19 protein-coding genes and 1 tRNA gene are annotated in these 20,574 nt (G+C 65.4%); 19 read left to right on the top strand and 1 reads right to left on the bottom strand.

What is annotated here, in order from left to right; all coding sequences use genetic code 11:
* Positions 1-9 precede the first annotated feature (9 nt).
* The 19 genes from scpB (at position 10) to HNP55_RS03035 (ending at position 20,018) form a co-directional block, all read left to right on the top strand.
* Complete coding sequence (gene scpB / locus HNP55_RS03125; RefSeq protein WP_184296041.1) at positions 10-816, top strand: SMC-Scp complex subunit ScpB; 807 nt, start codon at positions 10-12, stop codon at positions 814-816.
* A complete protein-coding gene (locus tag HNP55_RS03120) occupies positions 813-3,005 on the top strand; it encodes a pseudouridine synthase (protein ID WP_184296039.1) in 2,193 nt (730 codons plus the stop codon). The genes scpB and HNP55_RS03120 overlap by 4 nt, the downstream gene beginning before the upstream one ends.
* A 139-nt stretch (positions 3,006-3,144) precedes the next feature.
* Positions 3,145-3,570: a nucleoside-diphosphate kinase gene (gene ndk / locus HNP55_RS03115; protein ID WP_124446151.1), complete on the top strand. Its 426-nt coding sequence runs from the start codon at positions 3,145-3,147 to the stop codon at positions 3,568-3,570.
* A gap of 72 nt (positions 3,571-3,642) precedes the next feature.
* Positions 3,643-4,761, top strand: a complete 1,119-nt coding sequence (gene rlmN / locus HNP55_RS03110) for a 23S rRNA (adenine(2503)-C(2))-methyltransferase RlmN (protein WP_184296037.1) — start codon at positions 3,643-3,645, stop codon at positions 4,759-4,761.
* A gap of 19 nt (positions 4,762-4,780) precedes the next feature.
* Positions 4,781-5,632, top strand: a complete 852-nt coding sequence (pilW, locus tag HNP55_RS03105) for a type IV pilus biogenesis/stability protein PilW (RefSeq protein WP_246448120.1) — start codon at positions 4,781-4,783, stop codon at positions 5,630-5,632.
* A gap of 16 nt (positions 5,633-5,648) precedes the next feature.
* Positions 5,649-6,659 (top strand): helix-turn-helix domain-containing protein, encoded by a 1,011-nt coding sequence (locus HNP55_RS03100; RefSeq protein WP_184296035.1) that lies wholly within the window; start codon positions 5,649-5,651, stop codon positions 6,657-6,659.
* Positions 6,660-6,667: 8 nt separating this feature from the next.
* Positions 6,668-7,957, top strand: coding sequence for a flavodoxin-dependent (E)-4-hydroxy-3-methylbut-2-enyl-diphosphate synthase (gene ispG, locus HNP55_RS03095; RefSeq protein ID WP_184296033.1), 1,290 nt, complete (start codon positions 6,668-6,670; stop codon positions 7,955-7,957).
* Positions 7,958-9,268 (top strand): histidine--tRNA ligase, encoded by a 1,311-nt coding sequence (gene hisS / locus HNP55_RS03090; protein WP_184296031.1) that lies wholly within the window; start codon positions 7,958-7,960, stop codon positions 9,266-9,268.
* 58 nt (positions 9,269-9,326) lie between these two features.
* Positions 9,327-10,007: a YfgM family protein gene (locus tag HNP55_RS03085; RefSeq protein WP_184296029.1), complete on the top strand. Its 681-nt coding sequence runs from the start codon at positions 9,327-9,329 to the stop codon at positions 10,005-10,007.
* The gene (bamB, locus tag HNP55_RS03080) at positions 10,004-11,140 is read left to right on the top strand and encodes an outer membrane protein assembly factor BamB (protein WP_184296027.1); all 1,137 of its coding nucleotides are present in this window, start codon (positions 10,004-10,006) and stop codon (positions 11,138-11,140) included. The genes HNP55_RS03085 and bamB overlap by 4 nt, the downstream gene beginning before the upstream one ends.
* 72 nt (positions 11,141-11,212) lie before the next feature.
* The gene (der, locus tag HNP55_RS03075; protein ID WP_184296025.1) at positions 11,213-12,550 is read left to right on the top strand and encodes a ribosome biogenesis GTPase Der; all 1,338 of its coding nucleotides are present in this window, start codon (positions 11,213-11,215) and stop codon (positions 12,548-12,550) included.
* A gap of 99 nt (positions 12,551-12,649) precedes the next feature.
* Positions 12,650-12,895: an RNA chaperone Hfq gene (gene hfq / locus HNP55_RS03070; protein WP_058720384.1), complete on the top strand. Its 246-nt coding sequence runs from the start codon at positions 12,650-12,652 to the stop codon at positions 12,893-12,895.
* A 148-nt stretch (positions 12,896-13,043) separates the two neighbouring features.
* Positions 13,044-14,372 carry a GTPase HflX gene (hflX, locus tag HNP55_RS03065; RefSeq protein WP_184296023.1) on the top strand — a complete coding sequence of 443 codons (1,329 nt, stop codon included), beginning with the start codon at positions 13,044-13,046 and terminating at the stop codon, positions 14,370-14,372.
* A 119-nt stretch (positions 14,373-14,491) separates the two neighbouring features.
* A complete protein-coding gene (gene hflK / locus HNP55_RS03060; protein ID WP_246448166.1) occupies positions 14,492-15,718 on the top strand; it encodes an FtsH protease activity modulator HflK in 1,227 nt (408 codons plus the stop codon).
* Positions 15,719-15,738: 20 nt separating this feature from the next.
* Positions 15,739-16,632 (top strand): protease modulator HflC, encoded by an 894-nt coding sequence (gene hflC / locus HNP55_RS03055; RefSeq protein ID WP_184296021.1) that lies wholly within the window; start codon positions 15,739-15,741, stop codon positions 16,630-16,632.
* A 15-nt stretch (positions 16,633-16,647) separates the two neighbouring features.
* The gene (locus HNP55_RS03050; protein ID WP_184296019.1) at positions 16,648-16,839 is read left to right on the top strand and encodes a DUF2065 family protein; all 192 of its coding nucleotides are present in this window, start codon (positions 16,648-16,650) and stop codon (positions 16,837-16,839) included.
* A gap of 65 nt (positions 16,840-16,904) precedes the next feature.
* A complete protein-coding gene (locus tag HNP55_RS03045; RefSeq protein ID WP_184296017.1) occupies positions 16,905-18,068 on the top strand; it encodes an ATP phosphoribosyltransferase regulatory subunit in 1,164 nt (387 codons plus the stop codon).
* Positions 18,069-18,118: 50 nt separating this feature from the next.
* Positions 18,119-19,462 (top strand): adenylosuccinate synthase, encoded by a 1,344-nt coding sequence (locus tag HNP55_RS03040; RefSeq protein ID WP_184296691.1) that lies wholly within the window; start codon positions 18,119-18,121, stop codon positions 19,460-19,462.
* 34 nt (positions 19,463-19,496) lie between these two features.
* A complete protein-coding gene (locus tag HNP55_RS03035; RefSeq protein WP_058720380.1) occupies positions 19,497-20,018 on the top strand; it encodes a phosphoribosyltransferase in 522 nt (173 codons plus the stop codon).
* 367 nt (positions 20,019-20,385) lie between these two features.
* On the opposite strand, the gene HNP55_RS03030 is transcribed toward HNP55_RS03035, so the two are convergent.
* Positions 20,386-20,470 (bottom strand) — tRNA-Leu (locus HNP55_RS03030).
* Between the last annotated feature and the right edge of the window lie 104 nt (positions 20,471-20,574).

The following is a 20,574-nucleotide window of genomic DNA, read 5'->3' as shown; positions in this document are numbered from 1 at the left end:
CGAAAGTCAATGAACACACAGGATGCTAAACGCGTCCTCGAGACTGCGCTGATTTGCGCCCAACAGCCTTTGACCCTGCGCGATATGCGCAGCCTGTTTGCCGACGCCGTTGGGCCCGATACCTTGCGCAATGTCTTGGACGAACTCAGCCGGGACTGGGAGGGTCGCGGCGTTGAGCTGGTGGCCGTGTCCTCGGGCTGGCGCTTCCAGAGTCGGCCGGAATTGCGTGAGTACCTGGATCGCCTGCATCCCGAGAAGCCGCAGCGTTACTCCCGGGCCGTGATGGAAACCCTGGCCATCATTGCCTACCGGCAGCCGGTGACCCGGGGCGATATCGAAGACATACGGGGCGTGGTGGTGTCCACCCAGATCGTCAAGCAACTGGAAGACCGGGGCTGGATCGATGTGATTGGTTACCGCGAGGCCCCCGGTCGGCCAGGCTTGTATGCCACGACCAAGCAGTTTCTGGATGATCTGGGTCTGAACAGCCTGGAACAATTGCCCGAGCTGGAGGCTGCAGGCGCTTCGCCCGCCCAGGCCTTGAGCGAGGCGGCGGGGCTGCAGGGCATCCTGATCGAGGATGCAGCCGCCGAGCCGGCCGAATTGAATATTGAAGAATCCGCTGCCGCAGCCGTTTTGCTGCCGGCAGTGCTCGAAGTCCCCTCGCAGCCCGAGCTTGCGAGCCCTAGTTTTAGCCCGGACCCGGCCGCTGCCGAGTCCCTTACCGCGCCAATTCCAGCCGAAGACGGCGCATCCCTTCCGGCCCAGCCGGACCCTTTGTCTGACGCCGCCGAACAGGTGCAAACCGACGCATGAATTCCAACGACAACGACTCCACCGCAGATCACGCAGCCGCTCCGGCTGCTGAGGCTCCATCGACCGAGGCCGCAGCGCCCAAGCGCAAGCGCAGTCCGGCCAAGCCCAAGCTCGCCGCCGAGGCGGGAGCTGAGCAGGCGGCTGCGCCCGTGGCCGAGGAGGTGACGGCGCCGGTGAAGACGCGTGCACCCCGCAAGACTGCGGCCAAGAAGGTCGAGGTCGTGGCAGAGGCCGTGGAGGCGCCGCAGCCCGTGGCCGAGACGCAGCAAGCTCAGGAGGCGCCCAAGCGCCGTGCGCCGCGCAAGACGGCCGCCAAGGTGGATGCTGAGGCCGCAGCCGAGTCGGCGCCTGCCGTGGCAGCCGTGCCCCTCGCAGCCGAGGCTGAGGCCGTTGCACCGGCCCGCCGTGCGCCGCGTGCCGAAAAGGCAGCCGTGTTCACCCTGGCGCCCGAGGCGCTTGAATCGGCTGATGCAGGCCAGCGCAGCGAAGCGGTCGCGGCCGAGGCCGGCGAAGAGCGCGGCGAATCTGGCGAGCCGTTGGAGGGCAATGAGCGCCGCAGTCGCAATCGCAATCGCCGCCGTGGCCGCAAGGACTTTGCCGAAGGCGGCGAGGGTGGTGAAGCGCGTGCCCCGCGCGTGGCCGAGCAGGCCGTGGCGCCTGCACCCGAGGCGCTGGCCGCCGTCGGCGAGCGTTTTGCCGAGGTGGTGACGGGTGATTTCGACGCCAGCGTGGACGAAAGCGAAGACGACGAACTGGTCGAGCTGGACGAGGCGGACGTCGACACCAAGCGCGTGCTGGCCCCCGAGCCCGATGCGCCCAAGCTGCAGAAGGTGTTGGCCCAGGCCGGCATCGGTTCGCGCCGCGATATCGAGGACATGATTGCCGACGGCAAGATCGAGGTGAACGGCGAGGTTGCCCACATCGGCCAGCGCATCTCCTTTGGCGACAATGTGCGGGTGGCGGGCAAGCCCATCCGCGTGCGCATCTCGCCGCCGGCGCCGCGCATCCTGGCCTATCACAAGCCGGCCGGGGAAGTCGTTACTTTCAACGATCCGGAGGGCCGCCCGACGGTGTTCCGTCACCTGCCGCGCCTGCAGCAGGGCAAGTGGCAGTCGGTCGGTCGCCTGGACATGAATACCGAAGGCCTGCTGCTGTTCACCAACTCCGGTGAGCTGGCCAATCAGCTGATGCATCCGCGCTTTGGCGTGGAGCGCGAGTACGCCGTGCGCGTGCTGGGCACCTTGCAGCCCGAGCAGAAGGCGCGGCTGCTGGAAGGCGTCGTTATCGAAGGCCAGAAGGCCGGCTTCAAGAGCATCGAAGACGGTGGCGGTGAGGGTGTGAACCACTGGTATCGCGTCGTCATCACCGAAGGCCGCAACCGCGAGGTGCGCAAGCTCTTCGAGGCCGTGGGCCTGACGGTCAGCCGCCTGATCCGCATCCGCTACGGCACCGTGGTGCTGCCGCGCGGTCTGAAGCGCTGCGTCTGGATCGAACTGGGCGAAGAGGATGTGAAGATCATCCGTCGCTTGGCTGGTGGCGGTGAGCAGAACCAGGGTCGGGGTCGCGAGGACCGTGAGCCGCGTGCCGACCGCGGCGAGCGCCCCGAGCGTGGTCCGCGGCCGGAGCGCGGCCCCCGGGCTAACGAGCGCAATGATCGCAATGACCGCGCCCCCGAGCGTGCGGCAGCTGATCGCGGCCCGAACCGTGGCCAGGATCGCGGCCGCCGTGCCGATGGTCGCCAGGCCGGTGTGGGCCCGCGTCCCAATGGCCGTGGCCCCGATCGTGGCAATGATCGCCCGGTCGAGCGTTCCCAGGATCGCTATAACGAGCGTGCCAGCGAGCGCGGCTCGGATGCCCGGGACGATGATTTCGACGAACCCATCCCGCGCAATATCAATCCGCTGGAGCAGACCTTCGACCGCCGCTTCGCCACCAGCAAGGGTCGCGGCATCCCTGCCGGCTTCGGTGCCGGCGGCAGCAGCAGCCAGGATCGTGGCGGCCGTGGTGGCCGCGGCGATCGGGGTGACGGCCCGCGCCAGCCCGATCCGCTGCAGACCGCGGTCGGCTATATCGGTGCGGATGCCTTCGTCCGCCGCACCGGCCGCAACGGCGGCGGCCGTGGTGGCCAAGGTGGCAATAGCGGTGGTGGCGGTCGCTCCGGCGGCGGCTACGGTGGCCGCAATCGCTGAGGTGGGGCCCGCCAAGCTTTGAAGACGTGAAGAAGTTGCCGGGTGGGCATGGCAGGGCAGCTTGCCGTTGACGCCAGCGGGACTTCTTCACACAGTACAATCGCGGGTTTTGCCAAGCCCCAGATTTCAGGAGAAAACCATGGCTATCGAACGCACTCTGTCCATCATCAAGCCCGACGCCGTCGCCAAGAACGTCATCGGCCAAATCTACGCTCGCTTCGAAGGCGCTGGCCTGAAGATCGTGGCCGCCAAGATGGCCCATCTGTCGCGCGGCGAAGCCGAAGCTTTCTACGCCGTGCACAAGGCACGCCCCTTCTTCAACGACCTGGTGAACTTCATGATCTCCGGTCCCGTCGTGATCTCGGCCCTGGAAGGCGAGAACGCCATCCTGAAGCACCGTGACCTGATGGGCGCTACCGACCCGAAGAAGGCCGAGAAGGGCACCATCCGCGCCGACTTCGCCGACAGCATCGATGCCAACGCCGTGCACGGTTCGGATGCTCCCGAGACCGCCGCCGCCGAAGTGGCCTTCTTCTTCCCCGGCATGAATGTCTATAGCCGCTGATTCGGCAACACGCCTCTTGTGCCGCGGCCTGGAGGCTTCAAAGGCCTGAGAGGCCGCACACAAGAGGAAATCATGGGCGCAGCAGTCAACCTACTGGGATTCGACCTTGAAGGCCTGGCTGCGTACTGTGAGCAGCTGGGTGAGAAGCGCTTTCGCGCCACCCAGCTTTTTCGCTGGATCCATCAGAAAGGCGCCTCTGAATTCGATCAGATGAGCGACCTGGCCAAATCGCTGCGCGACAAGCTCGCGGGTCTGGCCCAGATCACGGCGCTGCCGGTGATCTCCGAACATATTTCCACCGACGGCACGGTCAAATGGCTGTTCGACGTCGGTGCCGGCAATGCGGTCGAGGCGGTCTACATCCCCGAGACTGATCGAGGCACTCTGTGCATTTCCAGCCAGGCTGGTTGCGCCGTCGGCTGCCGTTTCTGCTCCACCGGCCACCAGGGCTTCAGCCGCAATCTCGAGACCTCCGAGATCATTGCCCAGCTCTGGTTTGCCGAGCACAGCCTGCGCAAGCGCCTCAATAGCAGCGAGCGGGTCATCTCCAATGTGGTGATGATGGGCATGGGCGAGCCGCTGCAGAACTACAGCGCCCTGGTGCCGGCCCTGAAGATGATGCTGGATGACCATGGCTACGGCCTCTCGCGCCGCCGCGTCACCGTCTCCACCTCGGGCGTCGTGCCCATGATTGAACGCCTGCGCGATGACTGCCCGGTGGCCCTGGCCGTGTCCCTGCATGCGCCCACCGATCCCCTGCGCGACCAGCTGGTGCCCTTGAACAAGAAGTACCCGATTGCCGAGCTGCTGGCGGCCTGCAATCACTATCTGGACAAGGCACCGCGCGACTTCATCACCTTCGAGTACTGCATGCTGGACGGCGTCAACGACACGCCGGAGCAGGCGCGCGAGCTGGTGGACTTGCTGCGCAACAAGGTGGCTTGCAAGATCAATCTGATTCCCTTCAACCCCTTCCCGGCCTCGGGCCTGAAGCGCAGCAGCAACGAGCGGGTCAAGGCCTTTGCCGAGATCTTGCTGAACGCCGGCCTGGTGACGACGGTGCGCAAGACGCGTGGCGACGATATCGACGCCGCCTGCGGTCAGCTGGCGGGCGAGGTGCAGGACCGCACCCAAGCCCATATCCGTATGGTGAGAGCGCCAGTAGTGGTAAAAGGCGCGAGCCCGTCTTAACACTCAAAACATCCAGCCCATGACTCATCCAATCCCGGTCGCCGCGTCCTCCTCCTTGCATGCCCGTTCTGCGGCTTTGGTGGCCCCTTTGTGGCGAATCGTGCTGGCGGCCGTGATTCTGGGTTTGACGGCCTGCGCCGCGCCGGTGGTGCAAGAGCAGCGGGGCGCTCCGCGCACCGACTTCGATTCGACCGAGGCCGACCGCCGCGCCGCGCCGCGCCTGGAGCTGGCGGGCGGTTATTTCGCCCGCGGTCAGTACAACACGGCCCTGGACGAGATCAAGCAGGTGCTGGCGGTGAAGCCGAATATGCGCGAGGCTATCAATATGCGCGGCCTGATCTACGCTGCCATGGGCGAGCCCCAGCTGGCAGATGAGAACTTCCGCCGCGCCCTCGTCCTGTATCCGCAAGACCCCGACACCTTGCACAACTACGGCTGGTTCCTGTGCCAGCAGCAGCGTTGGGCGGCGGCCCAGGCCCAGTTCGATCTGGCCCTGGCGCAAAGCAGTTACCGCGCGCCCGCGCGCAGCTGGCTGGCCAAGGGCGTTTGCGAGGCCAAGGCCGGGCGGCAGTTCGAGGCCGAGCAAAGCCTGCAAAAGGCCTTTGAATACGACCCCGCCAGCCCGGTCGTGGCCTATAACCTGGCCGATGTGCTCTACCGCGGCAAGCAGGACGAGCGGGCCCGCTTTTACATCCGGCGCGTCAATGCGCAGACCGAACAAAGCAATGCGCAAAGCCTGTGGCTGGCGCTGAAAATAGAGCGGCGAATGGGCAATGCCCAGGGTGTGGCAGAGCTGGGTCAGCAGCTGCGCCGCCGCTATCCGCAGTCGCCAGAACTGCAGGCCCTGGATGGTGGGCGATTCGATGAGTGATGAGGGAATAGAACGCATGAGCACGAGTTTGAGCGAGCCGAACGCGCCCGCGGCGGAAGCCCTGTCCGCGGCCGCAACGGCCGGCGAGGGCAGGCCGCAGGCCGGCGGGGCCGCCACATCGGCCGGCGCCCTGCTGCGCGAAGCCCGGCAGAAGAAGGGCCTGCATATCGCCGCCCTGGCCGTCATGCTCAAAGTGCCGCAGGCCAAGCTGGAGGCCCTGGAGGCCGACCGTTGGCAAGATCTGCCCGATATGACTTTTGCTCGCGCCCTGGCCAAGACCGTGTGCCGGGCGCTCAAGCTCGATGCGGAGGGCGTGCTGCGCCTGCTGCCCGCGAGCAAGGACCCCGAGCTGAATGTCTCGCGCGGCCTGAACCAGCCCTACCGGGATCGTGGCGGCCTGGGCGAGGGTTTCAGCCTGGCCTGGTTGAGCAGCCCGGTGGCCTTGGGCGTGCTGGCCTTGCTGGCGGCGGCGGGTGCCTTGTTCCTGCTGCCGGCCGATCTGCTGCAAAAGCTCTCGACCCCGTCGACGGTGGCTGACAACACCCCGGTGCTGCTGTCGCCGGCCCCCGAAGTCAGTGCTGCCTCCGCCGCGTCCGGCGCCCTGGCGGCCGTGCCCGAGGCTCTGTCGGCCTCGGCCTCGGCCCAGGCCATGGCGGTGAATGCGCGCCTGGGCCCGCTGGTGCCTGCGGCGGCCAGTGCGGCGCCGGCTCCCGCGCCGCTGGCTTCGGCCCCTGCCGCCAAGCCGGCCGCGCCAGCCGCCAGCTCGGTCCCACCCGCCAAGGTCGAGGGTCAGGCCCAGCTGCGTGTCAAGATCACGGACGAGTCCTGGGTCGAGGTGGTGGATGCCCGGGGTCAGGTCTTGCTGTCCAAGCTGCTGCGTCCCGGTGATGAGCAGCATTTGCAAGGCCTGCCGCCGCTGAAGATACGCGTTGGCAATGTGGCCGGCACCGAGCTGAGCCTGCGTGGCGCCGTGGTCGACCTCAAGGCCTTGTCGCGTGACAACGTGGCCCGCATCGAATTGAATTGAAGACCCCGATGAGCAGCGAACAAGTGATCGATACCCAAACCAGCATCGCCCAGGCCCTGGCTGCCGTGGCCGCGGCCAAGCCCGCGCAGCGCCGCTCGCGCCAGGCCCAGGTGCGCTGGGGCTCCCGCCTGGTCACGATAGGCGGCGGCGCACCGGTGCGTGTGCAGTCCATGACCAATACCGATACGGTGGACGTGATAGGCACGGCCATCCAGGTCAAGGAACTGGCGATTGCCGGCTCCGAGATGGTGCGCATCACCGTCAACACGCCCGAGGCCGCCGAGGCCGTGCCGCATATCCGCGCCCAGCTGGACCGCATGGGCATAGACACGCCCCTGGTCGGCGACTTCCACTACAACGGCCATCGCCTGCTGACCGAATTCCCGGCCATGGCGCAGGCCTTGTCCAAGTACCGCATCAACCCCGGCAATGTGGGCAAGGGCGACAAAAAAGACCGCCAGTTCGCCATGATGGTCGAGGCGGCGATGAAGTACGACAAGGTCGTGCGCATCGGCGTCAACTGGGGCAGCCTGGACGCCGAGCTGCTGGCCGAGTTGATGGACGAGAACGCCACCCGGGCCGAGCCCTGGGACGCCCAGCAGGTCATGTACCAGGCCTTGATCCAGTCGGCGCTGACATCCGCCAGCTATGCCGCCGAGCTGGGCCTGAACCCAGACAACATCATCATCAGCTGCAAGGTTAGCGGCGTGCAGGACCTGATCTCGGTCTACCGCGCCCTCAGCGAGCGCTGCGATTACGCCTTGCACCTGGGCCTGACCGAGGCCGGCATGGGCACCAAGGGCACGGTGGCCTCCGCGGCGGCCCTGTCCATCCTGCTGCAAGAGGGCATTGGCGATACGATACGTGTCTCGCTGACCCCCCAGCCGGGTGAGGCCCGTACCCAGGAAGTGGTGGTGGCGCTGGAGATTCTGCAGGCCCTGGGTCTGCGCGCCTTCAACCCCAGCGTGACCGCCTGCCCCGGCTGCGGCCGCACCACCAGCACCACCTTCCAGGAGCTGGCCAAGCAGATCGACGACTATCTGCGCGCGCAGATGCCCGTCTGGCGCGCCAAGTATCCCGGTGTCGAAAACCTCAAGGTTGCCGTGATGGGCTGCATCGTCAACGGCCCCGGCGAGAGCAAGCATGCCGACATCGGCATCAGCCTGCCCGGCAATGGCGAGGCGCCGGCCGCCCCCGTCTTCATCGACGGCGAGAAGGCCCTGACCCTGCGCGGCGACAACATCGCCAATGAGTTCCACGCGCTGGTGGAAAGTTATATCGAGAAACGGTTTGCTTGAATGAGTGAAGTGAAGAAGCCCCAGCCCTTGCAAGCCGTCAAGGGCATGAACGACATCCTGCCGCCGGACTCGGCGAACTGGGAGTGGCTGGAAGCCAAGATGCGCAGCGTGCTGCAGCGCTACGGCTATGCCAATGTGCGCACCCCCATCGTCGAGCCCACCGCCTTGTTTGTGCGCGGCATCGGCGAGGTGACCGATATCGTCGAGAAGGAGATGTATGCCTTCGAGGACCGTGCCGACAAGCACGGCCAGGCCGAGCATCTAGCCCTGCGTCCCGAGATGACGGCTGGCGTGGTGCGAGCCATGATCGAGCATTCCTTTTTGCGCGACTCGGGCCGCCGCCTCTACTACTTCGGCCCCATGTTCCGGCGCGAGAAGCCGCAGAAGGGCCGTTACCGCCAGTTTCACCAGATGGGGGTCGAGGCCCTGGGCTTTGCCGGCCCGGACGTCGATGCCGAGGTGATTCTGATGGGCTCGCGCCTGCTGCGCGAGCTGGGATTGGTCGATGGCGAGCATGTCAGCCTGGAGCTGAACTGCCTGGGCGAGGTGGCTGAGCGCCGCGCCCACCGCGAGGCCTTGATCGCCTATCTGGAGCAGCATAAAGAGCTGCTGGACGAAGACAGCCAGCGCCGCCTCTACGCCAACCCCTTGCGCGTGCTGGATACCAAGAATCCGGCCCTGCAGGCCATGGCCAATGGCGCGCCCAAGCTGCTGGACTTCCTGGGCGAGGCCTCGCAGGCGCATTTCTCCGGCGTGCGTGCCATCCTGGACGCGGCCGGTGTGCGCTACCGCATCAACCCGCGCCTGGTGCGCGGCCTGGACTATTACAACCTGACCGTGTTCGAGTGGGTCACCGACAAGCTGGGCTCGCAAGGCACGGTCTGTGGCGGCGGCCGTTACGACGGCCTGATCGAGCAGCTGGGTGGCAAGGCCGCGCCGGCGGTGGGCTTCGGCATGGGGATCGAGCGTATGTTGCTGCTGCTGGAAGAGGTGGGCTTGCTGCCCGCAGCGCCGGCGCCGCAGGCCTACGCCATCGTGCCCTCGGCCCAGGGCCTGCCCCAGGTGATGGTGGCGCTGGAGGCCCTGCGCGCCGCCGGTGTCGCGGTCGTCCTGCACCCTGGCCAGAGCAGCATGAAGTCGCAGTTCAAGAAGGCCGATGCCAGCGGCGCGGCCTTTGCGCTGATCTTCGGTGAGCAAGAGTTGGCCCAGGGCCAGGTGGCCGTCAAGCCGCTGCGCGCCGAGGGCTCCGCACAATTCACCCGTTCGCTGGATCAAGTCGCGAGCTGGGCGGCCGAGCTGCTCGACGCATAATCCCGCCTCACCCTGTTTCTATTCCAATTCTTTCGTCCTCTAAAAAAGAATCCCTCCCATGGCCTCGCATCTCGATCTCGAAGAACAAGAACAGTTGGACCAGCTGAAGGCTTTCTGGAAGCGCTGGGGCAATCTGATTACCTGGGTGCTGACCCTGGTGTTGGCCAGTTATGCCGCCTGGACGGGTTGGAACTGGTGGCAGCGCGAGCAATCCATCAAGGCCGCCGCCATGTATGACGAGCTGGACCGCGCGGTGCAGGGCAGCGATGCCGACAAGGCCGGCCGTATCTTTGCCGATCTGAAGGAGCGCTTCCCCGGCACCGGCTATGCCGCCCAGGGCGCGCTGCAAGCCGCCAAGCTGCAATTCGACAAGGGCCAGGCGGACGCGGCTCAAGCCAGCCTGGCCTGGGTGGCGGAGAAGGGCAATGGCTCCGAGTACCGCGACATCGCCCGCCTGCGTCTGGCCGGCCTGCAGATGGACGCCAAGAAGTTCGACGAAGCCGCCAAGACCCTGGACGGCATCAAGTCCAGCGACTTTGCCGCCTTGCAGGCCGACCGCCGTGGCGATCTGTTCAAGCTGCAGGGCAAGCCCGATCTGGCCCGTGCCGAGTACCAGAAAGCCCATGCCGCCATGGACAAAACGCAGAACTACCGCCAACTGATCGAAGCCAAGCTGGCCACGTTGGGCGTGGCCCAGCCGGACGAGGCCGCTTCCGCCAGCCAGGGAGCCGCCAAATGAGGGCCCGCCCTTCGGCCCTGAGCGCCGCCCTGGTGCTGGCGGGCAGCCTGATGCTGTCGGCCTGCTCGATATTCGGCTCCGGCTCCGCCGCCAAGCCCGCCGCGCTGGAGCAAGTGACGCCCGCCATCGCCGGCCGGGTGGTGTGGGAAGCGCGGCTGGACAGCGTGCAGTTCCCGCTCTCTATCGCCGCCGTGGGCGAGCAGTTTGTGGTGGCCGGCAGCGACGGCGTGGTGAGCGCCTTGCAGGCCAGCAATGGCAAGCCTTTGTGGCGCGCCGAAGTGGGCCAGAAGCTCAGCGCCGGTGTGGGCAGCGATGGCCGTTTTGCCGCCGTCGTCACCCGCAATAGCGAGTTGGTGGTGCTGGATGCCGGCAAGACCGTCTGGCGCAAGACCTTGTCCACGCCCGTGATCGCCGCCCCCCTGGTGGCCGGTGAGCGGGTGTTTGTGCTGACCGTCGATCGCCAGGTGTTGGCTTTTGATGTGCTGGATGGCCGCAAGCTGTGGGAAATGCGCCGCCCCGGTGACGCCTTGACCCTGGCCCAGGCCGGCGTGATCGGCGCCTACAAGGACACGCTCATCGTCGGCCAAGGCCCGCGTCTGACCGGCGTGGACCCGCTCAAGGGCACGGTGCGCTGGGAGGCCAGCGTGGCCAATCCGCGCGGCACCAACGAGGTGGAGCGCTTGGCCGATCTGGTTGGCCCCATGCTGCGCAACGGTGATCTGCTGTGCGCGCGCGCCTTCCAGTCCGCCGTGGGCTGCGTCAACGCCGAGCGCGGCGTGGCGCAGTGGAGCCGCAATGTGGGCGGTGTCAACGGTGTTGGCGGGGATGCGAAAATCGTCGTCGGCGGCGATGCCTCCGACCGCCTGACCGCCTGGAACGCCGCTAACGGCGAGGTCAACTGGACGGCCGAGCAGTTCCAGAACCGCCGCCTGAGCGCGCCCCTGGTGCAAGGCAGCACCGTCTTGGTGGGTGATTTTGAAGGCTATGTGCATTTCCTCAATCGCGAGACGGGCAAGACCCAGCTGCGTTTGAGCACCGACGGTTCGGCCATTGCGGCCGCGCCCGTGGCCCTGGGCACGACGGTGCTGGTGGCCACACGCAAGGGCGGCTTGTTCGCCCTGCGACCCGAGTGAGGGGCCGGGCCGGCGTTCCGCCGCCGGCCCTGTCCCTGCAGTACTTTTTTGCTTTACGAGAAGAAGAACAATATGAAACCAGTCATCGCCCTTGTCGGACGCCCCAATGTGGGCAAGTCCACCCTGTTCAACCGGATGACCAAGAGCCGGGACGCCATCGTGGCCGACTTCGCGGGCCTGACCCGCGACCGCCACTACGGTGACGGCCGCCTGGGCAACCGCGAGTTCATCGTCATCGACACCGGTGGCTTCGAGCCCGACAGCACGACGGGCATCGTCAAGGAGATGGCCAAGCAGACCCGCCAGGCCGTGGCCGAGGCGGATGCGGTGATTTTTGTCGTCGATGTGCGCCTGGGTCTGTCCGCCCACGACTCCGACATCGCCCGCTATCTGCGCCAGGCCAATAAGCGCGTCTTCGTGGCCATCAACAAGGCCGAGGGCATGAGCGAGTCGCCCCTGCTGGCCGAGTTCCACGAGCTGGGCATGGGCGAGCCCCACCCCATCTCGGCGGCGCACGGCCAGGGCATTCGCAGCTTGCTGGAGGCGGTGCTGGAACCCTTCGAGTTCGATGAGGACGAGGAAGAGGCCAGCGGCGCGCCGGATGGCGTGATCCGCCTGGCCGTGGCCGGCCGCCCCAATGTGGGCAAGAGCACGCTGATCAACACCTGGCTGGGCGAGGAGCGCCTGGTGGCCTTCGATATGCCGGGCACGACGCGCGACGCCATCTCGGTGGACTTTGAGCGCAATGGCCAGCAGTTCAAGCTGATCGACACCGCCGGCCTGCGCCGCAAGGGCAAGGTGTTCGAGGCGATCGAGAAGTTCTCGGTGGTCAAGACCCTGCAGGCGATTGCCGACGCCAATGTCGTGCTGCTGCTGCTGGACGCGACCCAGGGCGTGTCCGACCAGGATGCCCATATCGCCGGCTACATCCTGGAAAGCGGCCGCGCCGTCGTGTTGGCCGTCAATAAATGGGATGCCGTCGACAGCTATCAGCGCGAGCAACTGCAGCGCTCCATCGAGCAGCGCCTGGCCTTCATGAAGTTCGCGCCCATCCACAATATCTCGGCGCTGAAGCGCCAGGGCCTGGGGCCGCTGTGGGGCGCGCTGGCGGACGCCTATTCCTCGGCCTACAAGAAGATGACCACGCCGGTGCTGACCCGTTTGATCCAGGAAGCGGTCGAGCACCAAACGCCCAAACGCAGCGGACACTTCCGTCCCAAGCTGCGCTATGCCCACCAGGGCGGCATGAACCCGCCGTTGGTGATCGTGCACGGCAATTCGCTGGAAGGCGTGACCGAGGTCTACAAGCGTTATCTGGAGGGCCGCATCCGCGCCCACTACAAGCTGGTCGGCACCCCCATGCGCATCGAGATGCGCTCGTCCAAGAATCCCTTCGACGACAAGGATTGAACCTCCCTAAGCCTTCAGCACAGCGCAGCGCGCAGCCTGGCCCTGTGTTAAGGTGGACGCCGTATTTTTCAACCTCCCTCTCACAACACGGAGCATATCGTGAGCAATAAAGGCCAACTCCTGCAAGACCCCTTCCTGAACCTGCTGCGCAAGGAGCATGTTCCGGTCTCCATCTACTTGGTCAATGGCATCAAGTTGCAAGGCCATATCGAGTCTTTCGACCAGTACGTCGTCTTGTTGCGCAATACCGTCACCCAGATGGTTTACAAGCATGCGATCTCGACCGTCGTGCCGGGCCGTGCCGTGAACTTCCATACGGCCGACGCGGCGGACGACGCGGCCTGATCGGCATTGCGGGCGATGTGTGCCACCCGGGCTTTTCCAAGGCGGCTCTCAACAAGCTGATCGGCGGACAAGTTCGGGAGGCTCTTGAATGCCGGGTGTGAATCGAGCTGCTTGATTCCCGCCCAACCAGCCCATCATTTGCTACACCTTGAGTTCTTCCTCTACCTCTTCTTCTTCCTCCCCCGCGACGCCGCCCTCTGAGGCGGCGCGCGCCATTCTCGTCGGCGTCGATTTCGGCCGCAGCAATAAGTCGGTGGGCAGTTTTGACCCCACGCTGGACGAGTTGGCCTTGCTGGCCGAATCGGCCGGCGATGCCCCGGTGGCCCGTGTCATCGCACGCCGCCAGGCCCCCGATGCCGCTTTGTTTGTGGGTTCGGGCAAGGCCGATGAAATCAAGCTGCTGGTGCAGGCGCACCAGGCACACACCGTGCTCTTCGACCAGGCGATCTCACCCGCGCAGCAGCGCAATCTGGAGCGGGTGCTGGGCGTGCCCGTGGCCGACCGCACGGCCCTGATTCTCGAAATCTTTGCCGCTCGTGCGCAAAGCCATGAAGGCAAGCTGCAGGTCGAGCTGGCGCGGCTGCAATACCTGGCCACCCGGCTGGTGCGGCGTTGGAGCCACCTCGAGCGCCAGAGCGGCGGCATCGGCATGCGTGGCGGCCCCGGCGAGGCGCAGATCGAGCTGGATCGCCGCATGATCGACGACCGCATCAAGACCATCAAGGACAAGCTGAAAAAGGTGCAGCGCCAGCGCAGCACCCAGCAGCGCGCGCGCAGCCGCAACGGCGTGTTCCGCGTCTCGCTGGTGGGTTACACCAATGCGGGCAAGTCCACGTTGTTCAATGCCTTGGTCAAAGCACGCACCTACGCGGCCGACCAGCTCTTCGCGACGCTGGATACCACCACCCGTTCGCTCTATCTGGAGCAGGCCGGCGCCAGCGTCTCGCTGTCGGACACAGTGGGCTTTATCCGCGATCTGCCACACAAGCTGGTCGAGGCTTTCCGCGCCACGCTGCAAGAGGCGGCCGATGCCGATCTGCTCTTGCATGTGGTGGATGCCGCCTCGCCCGTGCTGGACGAGCAGATGCTGGAGGTGGAGCGGGTGCTGGAAGAAATCGGCGCCGCCGACATCCCGCAAATCCTGATCTACAACAAGCAGGACCTGCTCGAAGAAGACCAGCGCCCACGCGAGGCCATGGACTGGCTGGAACGCCCGGGCCATGGCGGTGGCGGCGGTGTTCGCGTGCCGCGCGTCTTCGTCAGCTCGCTGGACGGCACGGGCCTGGATCTGCTGCGCGAGCAGATCGTCCTGGCCATGCAGCGTGCGCCTGGCGACTTGAACCCGCTGGCTCAGGACCCGCGTGGCTTGAAAATCCAGGACTTCCCCCCAGTTGACGGGGTGGACTTCGAATCCGAAGCAAACCTCGGTGCCCTCTCGTCTGACGAGGGCGCCGATTTACCAAAAACACAGGCATGAGCATGAATACCTTTGAGCCCGTGAGCCGCGAGCGGCCGATGAAAAGCCCGGTTGGCGGGCAGATGAAGTCAGTGGCGGCCGCCGCGCAAGCCTTGGCCGCGGGCGCGCTGTTCAAGCTGATGCCCAGCGGCTGGCGCGCCGGCCGCCTGCTGAACAATGGCCGCAACGAAGGCCCGCCCGATCTGGATGAGCTGTGGCGCGACTTCAACCGCAAGCTCTCCGGCATGTTTGGCGGCAAGGGCGGTGGCAACGAGGGCGGCCCTGGCAACGGCGGCAATCCCAATGGCGGCGGCAACAACTTCCAGCCCGATATGAAGAGCGCCGGCATCGGCGCGGCCTTGATCGGCGGCGTGGTCTTGCTGGGCTGGCTGGGCAGCGGCTTCTTCATCGTGCAAGAAGGCGAGCAGGGCGTGGTGACCTCCTTCGGCAAGTACAGCCGCACGGTGGACGCCGGCTTCCAGTGGCGCCTGCCCTATCCCTTCCAGGCCGCCGAGGTGGTCTCGGTGACCCAGTTGCAGCAGGTGGAAGTGGGGCGCGCCGTGGTGGTGCCGGCCTCCGGCCTGCGCGACTCCTCCATGCTGACGCAGGACGAGAACATCGTCGACATCCGCTTCACCGTGCAATACACGCTGAAGAATGCGCGCGACTATCTGTTCGAGAACCGCAACCCCAACGAGGCCGTGGTGCTGGCGGCCGAGTCGGCCGTGCGCGAGATCGTCGGCAAGAGCAAGATGGACTCGGTGCTCTACGAGCAGCGCGATGCCATCGCGGTGGAACTGGCCCAGTCGGTGCAAGCCCAGCTGGACCGGCTGAAGACCGGCATCCTGGTCAAGAGCGTCAATGTGCAGAATGTGGCGCCGCCCGAGCAGGTGCAGGCCGCCTTTGACGACGCCTTCAAGGCCGGTGCCGACCGTGAGCGCCTGAAGAATGAAGGCCAGGCCTATGCCAACGACGTGATCCCCAAGGCCCAGGGCACGTCGGCCCGTTTGCTGGAAGAGGCCGAGGGCTATAAGTCCCGCGTGGTCTCGCAGGCCGAGGGCGATGCGCAGCGCTTCAAGAGCGTGCTGGCCGAGTATCAGAAGGCCCCCGCCGTGACGCGCGACCGCCTCTATATCGACACCATGCAGCAGGTCTACTCCAACGTCAGCAAGGTGATGGTGGACAGCCGCAGCGGCTCCAATCTGCTCTATCTGCCGCTGGACAAGCTGATTCAGCAAAGCGGCGCGGGCAATGTCACCGTGACCGCCAGCCAGCCCGCGCCGGTGCAGTCGGAGAGCCCGGCGCCCAGCACCGGCAGTAACGACATCCGCTCCCGCGACGGCCTGCGCAGCCGCGACGGACGCTGAAGAATCCGGGAGAAATATCAATGAATCGTCTTGCCGCCATTGCCGTTGGCGTTCTTATTGCATTCATGGTGGCCAGCTCCACGCTGTTCATCCTGGATCAACGTCAGTTTGCCGTTGTCTACTCCTTGGGTGAAATCAAGGAAGTTGTGACCGAGCCCGGTCTCAAGTTCAAGATGCCGCCGCCGCTGCAGAACGTGGTCTTCCTGGACCGCCGGGTGCAGACCCTGGACAGCCCCGAGTCGCGCCCCATCTTCACCGCCGAGAAGAAGACCCTGGTCATCGACTGGCTGGTGAAGTGGCGTGTGGCCGAGCCCCGCCAGTTCATCCGCAACAACGGCGCCAATATGCGTAACGTTGAAAATCGGCTGAGTCCGGTGGTGCAGGCGGCCTTCAACGAGGAGGTCACCAAGCGCACCGTGCTGGCCGTGTTGGCGACCGAGCGCGAGAAGGTCATGAACGATGTGCGTGCCCGCCTGGTCGATGAGGCCAAGCAGTTTGGTATCGAGATCCTGGACGTGCGGATCAAGCGCGTGGACTTCGCCGCCAATATCACCGACTCGGTCTACAACCGCATGAAGTCCGAGCGCCTGCGCGTGGCCAACGAGGCCCGCTCCACCGGTGGCGCCGAAGGCGAAAAGATCCGCGCCGATGCCGACCGCCAGCGCGAGGTGATCGTCGCCGAGGCCTATCGCGACGCGCAGAAGATCAAGGGTGAGGGCGATGCCAAGGCCTCCGCCATCTATGCCGAGTCCTTCGGTCGTGACCCGCAGTTCGCGCAGTTCTACCGTTCGCTGGAGGCCTATCGCTCCACCTTCCGCAACAAGTCGGATGTGATGGTGCTGGACCCCAGCAGCGAGTTCTTCAAGACCATGCGCGGCAATAGCGCGGCGCCCGCCGCGCCGGCCCGCAAATAAGCGCAGGGCTGGGCCGTGTCGTCTGAACAGATCTTCGCGGCCCTGGCCCTGATGCTGCTGATCGAGGGCTTGCTGCCCTTGCTCAACCCGACGCTGTGGCGCCAGGTCTTCGCCCGCATGCTGGCCATGACGGATGGGCAGATCCGCTTCGTCGGCCTGGCCAGTATTTTGTCGGGCACTTTGTTGTTATTGCTGGTCTGGAACTGAGGGGTTAAACCGGTTTTTGCTTGCGGCCCGGTACAATGCCGTTTTTAACCGCTTGCGAAAATCACATGGCCTCTGCTTGGTTGCTACCCGAGCATCTCGCTGACGTACTGCCCTCCCAAGCGCGCCGCATCGAAGAGATGCGCCGTGAGTTGCTGGATATGGCGCGCACCTATGGCTGCGAGTTGGTCATGCCCCCGCTGCTGGAGCATCTGGAGTCCTTGCTCTCAGGCGCCGGCCATGAGTTGGATCTCAAGACCTTCAAGCTGGTGGATCAGCTCTCCGGGCGGTCGCTGGGCCTGCGTGCCGACACCACACCGCAAGTCGCGCGCATCGACGCCCACCTTCTGAACCGCGCCGGCGTGACCCGTTTGTGCTACTGCGGCCCGGTTCTGCACACCCGCCCCGCGGGCCTGCATGCCAGTCGCGAGCCCTTGCAGTTCGGTGCCGAAATCTATGGCCACGCCGGCCTGGAGGCCGACCTCGAGGTGCAGGAAATGGCCTTGGAGGTGGTGCGCCGCGCCGGCCTGAAGAATCCCACGCTGGACCTCGGCGATGCCCGCCTGGTGCGTGGTGTGCTGGGCGATGTGGTGTTAGCGCCGGCCGAGCTGGAGGCCGTCATCGCGGCCCTGGCGACCAAGGATCCGGTGGCCCTGCAAGCCATGGCCGCGGTCTTGCCGGCCGAGGTCTTGCAAGGTCTGCAGACCTTGCTGTCGCTGTACGGCGGCGTCGAGGTGCTGGCGCAGGCTCGGGCGCGGCTGCCGGCCCATCCCGCCATCCATGCGGCCCTGAACGATTTGCAATGGCTGGCCGAGCATCTGCAGCAGACCCATCCCGAGGTGAGCCTGAGCTTTGATCTGGCGGACCTGGTCGGCTATGCCTATTACAGTGGTGCGCGTTTTGCCCTGTATGCGGCCGGCTCCAGCGACGCCATCCTGCGTGGCGGCCGCTATGACGAGGTGGGCGCCGTGTTCGGCCGGCGCCGTCCCGCCGTGGGCTTCAGCCTGGATCTGAAGACCCTGGTGGCGCTGACGCCCGACAAGGGCTTGCGCGCCGCCGTACGTGCACCCTGGGGTGGCGATGCCGCCCAACGCGCTGCCGTGCGCGCCCTGCGTGAAGCAGGCGAGACGGTAGTGTGCGTGTTGCCCGGCCACGAGCATGAGGGCGACGAATTTGAGTGCGACCGCGAATTGCTGCGTGTCGGCCAAGAGTGGGTGCTGCGCGCGCTGTGAAGGCGTGCGAGCTGCCCTGACCCATTTTTTTGATCATCGGAATGAGCAAGATGAAGAGCGAAATCTCCCGCGGCCGCAATGTGGTGGTGGTTGGTACCCAGTGGGGTGACGAAGGCAAGGGCAAGGTGGTGGACTGGATGACCGACCATGCCCAGGGCGTGGTGCGCTTCCAGGGCGGCCATAACGCCGGTCACACCCTGGTGATCAAGGGTGTGAAGACGGCTTTGCAGCTGATCCCCTCGGGCATCATGCGTGACGGCGTGGCCTGCTATATCGGCAACGGCGTGGTGGTCGACCCGACCCATTTGCTGAGCGAGATCGAGCGCCTGGAAAAAGCCGGTGTGGAAGTGCGCTCGCGCCTCTTCATCAGCGAGTCCTGCCCGCTGATCCTGCCCTTCCACGTGGAAGTGGACAAGGCTCGTGAAGCCCTGCGCGAAAGCAGCGGCAGCGGCAAGATCGGCACCACCGGCAAGGGCATTGGCCCGGCCTACGAAGACAAGGTGGCGCGCCGTGCCCTGCGCGTGCAGGACCTGAAGCACCCCGAGCGTTTCGCCAAGAAGCTGCGCGAGTTGCTGGATCTGCACAACTTCGCGCTGGCGGGCTTTCTGAACGCCAAGGCGCTGGAATTCCAGCCCATCTTCGACCAGGCCATGAAGATGGCCGAGTTGATCAAGCCCATGATGGCCGACGTCGGCTACCTGATCCACAAAGCCCATCTGGCCGGCGCCAACATTCTGTTCGAGGGCGCGCAAGGTACGCTGCTGGACATCGACCACGGCACCTACCCCTATGTGACCTCCAGCAACTGCGTGGCCGGCAATGCCGCCGCTGGTGCCGGCGTGGGCCCGCAGATGCTGCATTACATGTTGGGCATCACCAAGGCTTACACGACCCGCGTGGGTTCGGGTCCCTTCCCGACCGAGCTGGAGTGGGAGAAGGAGGGCACGGTGGGCTACCACCTCGCCACCGTGGGCCAGGAGCGCGGCACGGTCACCGGCCGGGCGCGCCGCTGCGGCTGGTTTGACGCCGCTGCGCTGAAGCGCTCGGTCATCATCAACGGCATCACCGGCCTGTGCATCACCAAGCTGGACGTGCTGGACGGCCTGGCCGAGATCAAGATGTGCGTGGGCTACGAGCTGGACGGCCGCCAGCTCGACATCCTGCCCTTGGATGGCGACGAGATCGCCGCCTGCGTGCCGGTCTACGAGACCTTCCCGGGCTGGACCGAGACGACTTTCGGCGTCACCCAGTGGGATCAGCTGCCTGCCAATGCGCGCCGTTATCTCGAGCGCATCCGGCAAGTCATCGGCGCGCCGATAGACATGGTCTCCACCGGCCCCGACCGCGAGCACACCATTCTGTTGCGTCACCCCTATGCGGGCGTCGTCGCCTGATCCGCATTCATCAGATTTACAGGAGTTTCCCATCATGTTGACCGACGACGGCAAGCACTTGTACGTGTCCTGGGATGAGTATCACATGCTCACCGAGCGCTTGGCGCTGAAGATCCATGCCTCGGGCTGGGAGTTTGACCAGATTCTTTGCCTGGCACGTGGCGGCATGCGCCCGGGTGACGTGCTGTCACGCGTGTTTGACAAGCCGCTGGGCATCATGTCCACCAGCTCCTACCGCGCCGAGGCCGGCACCATCCAGGGCCGCCTGGACATCGCCAAATACATCACCATGCCCAAGGGCGAGTTGGCCGGTCGCGTGTTGCTGGTCGACGATCTGGCCGATTCCGGCGTGACGCTGAAGGCCGTGGTCGAGCGCCTGCGTGGCATGCCTTCGATCAGCGAGCTGCGTTCGGCCGTGATCTGGACCAAGGGTGTGTCCAGCTACACGCCGGACTACTACGTCGAGATGCTGGATACCAGCCCCTGGATTCATCAGCCCTTCGAGGAGTACGACGATATGCGGCCGGACGCGCTGGCCAAGAAGTTCGTCGTTTGAGCGTCGGCGTTTGACGCCAGCAATGCAAGCCAGGCCGACCGCACGCAAGTGTTGTCGGCTTGTTGTTTTGTGTGGGCGGGCAAAGAAAATTTGCACTGCACCGGCCTTTTCGCCCCGGCGAGGCCTTGGGCGCGAAGCAAAATGGCCGCATGTCGGCAGACCCGAAAACAGATGCGCAAAAGAAAAAGGCCAGCACTTGCGTGCTAGCCTTCTGTATTTGGTGCCCAGGAGAGGACTCGGTCACGTTTCGCGACCCCGGCGCCGCAAGCATGCGGACGCCTTTCTCGTCCTCCCGCAAGGTCCACTGGACCTTGCTTCCTGGGCAAAAAAAGAAAAGGCCAGCACTTGCGTGCTAGCCTTCTATATTTGGTGCCCAGGAGAGGACTCGAACCTCCACGGAGTTACCCGCTAGTACCTGAAACTAGTGCGTCTACCAATTCCGCCACCTGGGCAAGGTTCAAAACAAGTTCTAATGAATTTGTTTTGACGTTTCAGGAAAGAGAAGGATTCTATCATCAAAAACTTTTATAACGCAAGCGATTCGCCGCAAACAGGT

The sequence above is a fragment of the Roseateles oligotrophus genome (genome assembly GCF_014204525.1).
Taxonomy (GTDB): domain Bacteria; phylum Pseudomonadota; class Gammaproteobacteria; order Burkholderiales; family Burkholderiaceae_C; genus Paucibacter_A; species Paucibacter_A oligotrophus_A.
This window is presented reverse-complemented; position numbering and strand designations above follow the sequence as displayed.

What these genes read in the sequence shown, in the direction of transcription:
- scpB (WP_184296041.1), top strand. Translation starts at nt 10, where the DNA reads ATGAACACACAGGATGCTAAACGCGTCCTCGAGACTGCGCTGATTTGC.
- HNP55_RS03120 (WP_184296039.1), top strand. Translation starts at nt 813, where the DNA reads ATGAATTCCAACGACAACGACTCCACCGCAGATCACGCAGCCGCTCCG.
- ndk (WP_124446151.1), top strand. Translation starts at nt 3,145, where the DNA reads ATGGCTATCGAACGCACTCTGTCCATCATCAAGCCCGACGCCGTCGCC.
- rlmN (WP_184296037.1), top strand. Translation starts at nt 3,643, where the DNA reads ATGGGCGCAGCAGTCAACCTACTGGGATTCGACCTTGAAGGCCTGGCT.
- pilW (WP_246448120.1), top strand. Translation starts at nt 4,781, where the DNA reads ATGACTCATCCAATCCCGGTCGCCGCGTCCTCCTCCTTGCATGCCCGT.
- HNP55_RS03100 (WP_184296035.1), top strand. Translation starts at nt 5,649, where the DNA reads ATGAGCACGAGTTTGAGCGAGCCGAACGCGCCCGCGGCGGAAGCCCTG.
- ispG (WP_184296033.1), top strand. Translation starts at nt 6,668, where the DNA reads ATGAGCAGCGAACAAGTGATCGATACCCAAACCAGCATCGCCCAGGCC.
- hisS (WP_184296031.1), top strand. Translation starts at nt 7,958, where the DNA reads ATGAGTGAAGTGAAGAAGCCCCAGCCCTTGCAAGCCGTCAAGGGCATG.
- HNP55_RS03085 (WP_184296029.1), top strand. Translation starts at nt 9,327, where the DNA reads ATGGCCTCGCATCTCGATCTCGAAGAACAAGAACAGTTGGACCAGCTG.
- bamB (WP_184296027.1), top strand. Translation starts at nt 10,004, where the DNA reads ATGAGGGCCCGCCCTTCGGCCCTGAGCGCCGCCCTGGTGCTGGCGGGC.
- der (WP_184296025.1), top strand. Translation starts at nt 11,213, where the DNA reads ATGAAACCAGTCATCGCCCTTGTCGGACGCCCCAATGTGGGCAAGTCC.
- hflK (WP_246448166.1), top strand. Translation starts at nt 14,492, where the DNA reads ATGCCCAGCGGCTGGCGCGCCGGCCGCCTGCTGAACAATGGCCGCAAC.
- hflC (WP_184296021.1), top strand. Translation starts at nt 15,739, where the DNA reads ATGAATCGTCTTGCCGCCATTGCCGTTGGCGTTCTTATTGCATTCATG.
- HNP55_RS03045 (WP_184296017.1), top strand. Translation starts at nt 16,905, where the DNA reads ATGGCCTCTGCTTGGTTGCTACCCGAGCATCTCGCTGACGTACTGCCC.
- HNP55_RS03040 (WP_184296691.1), top strand. Translation starts at nt 18,119, where the DNA reads ATGAAGAGCGAAATCTCCCGCGGCCGCAATGTGGTGGTGGTTGGTACC.
- HNP55_RS03035 (WP_058720380.1), top strand. Translation starts at nt 19,497, where the DNA reads ATGTTGACCGACGACGGCAAGCACTTGTACGTGTCCTGGGATGAGTAT.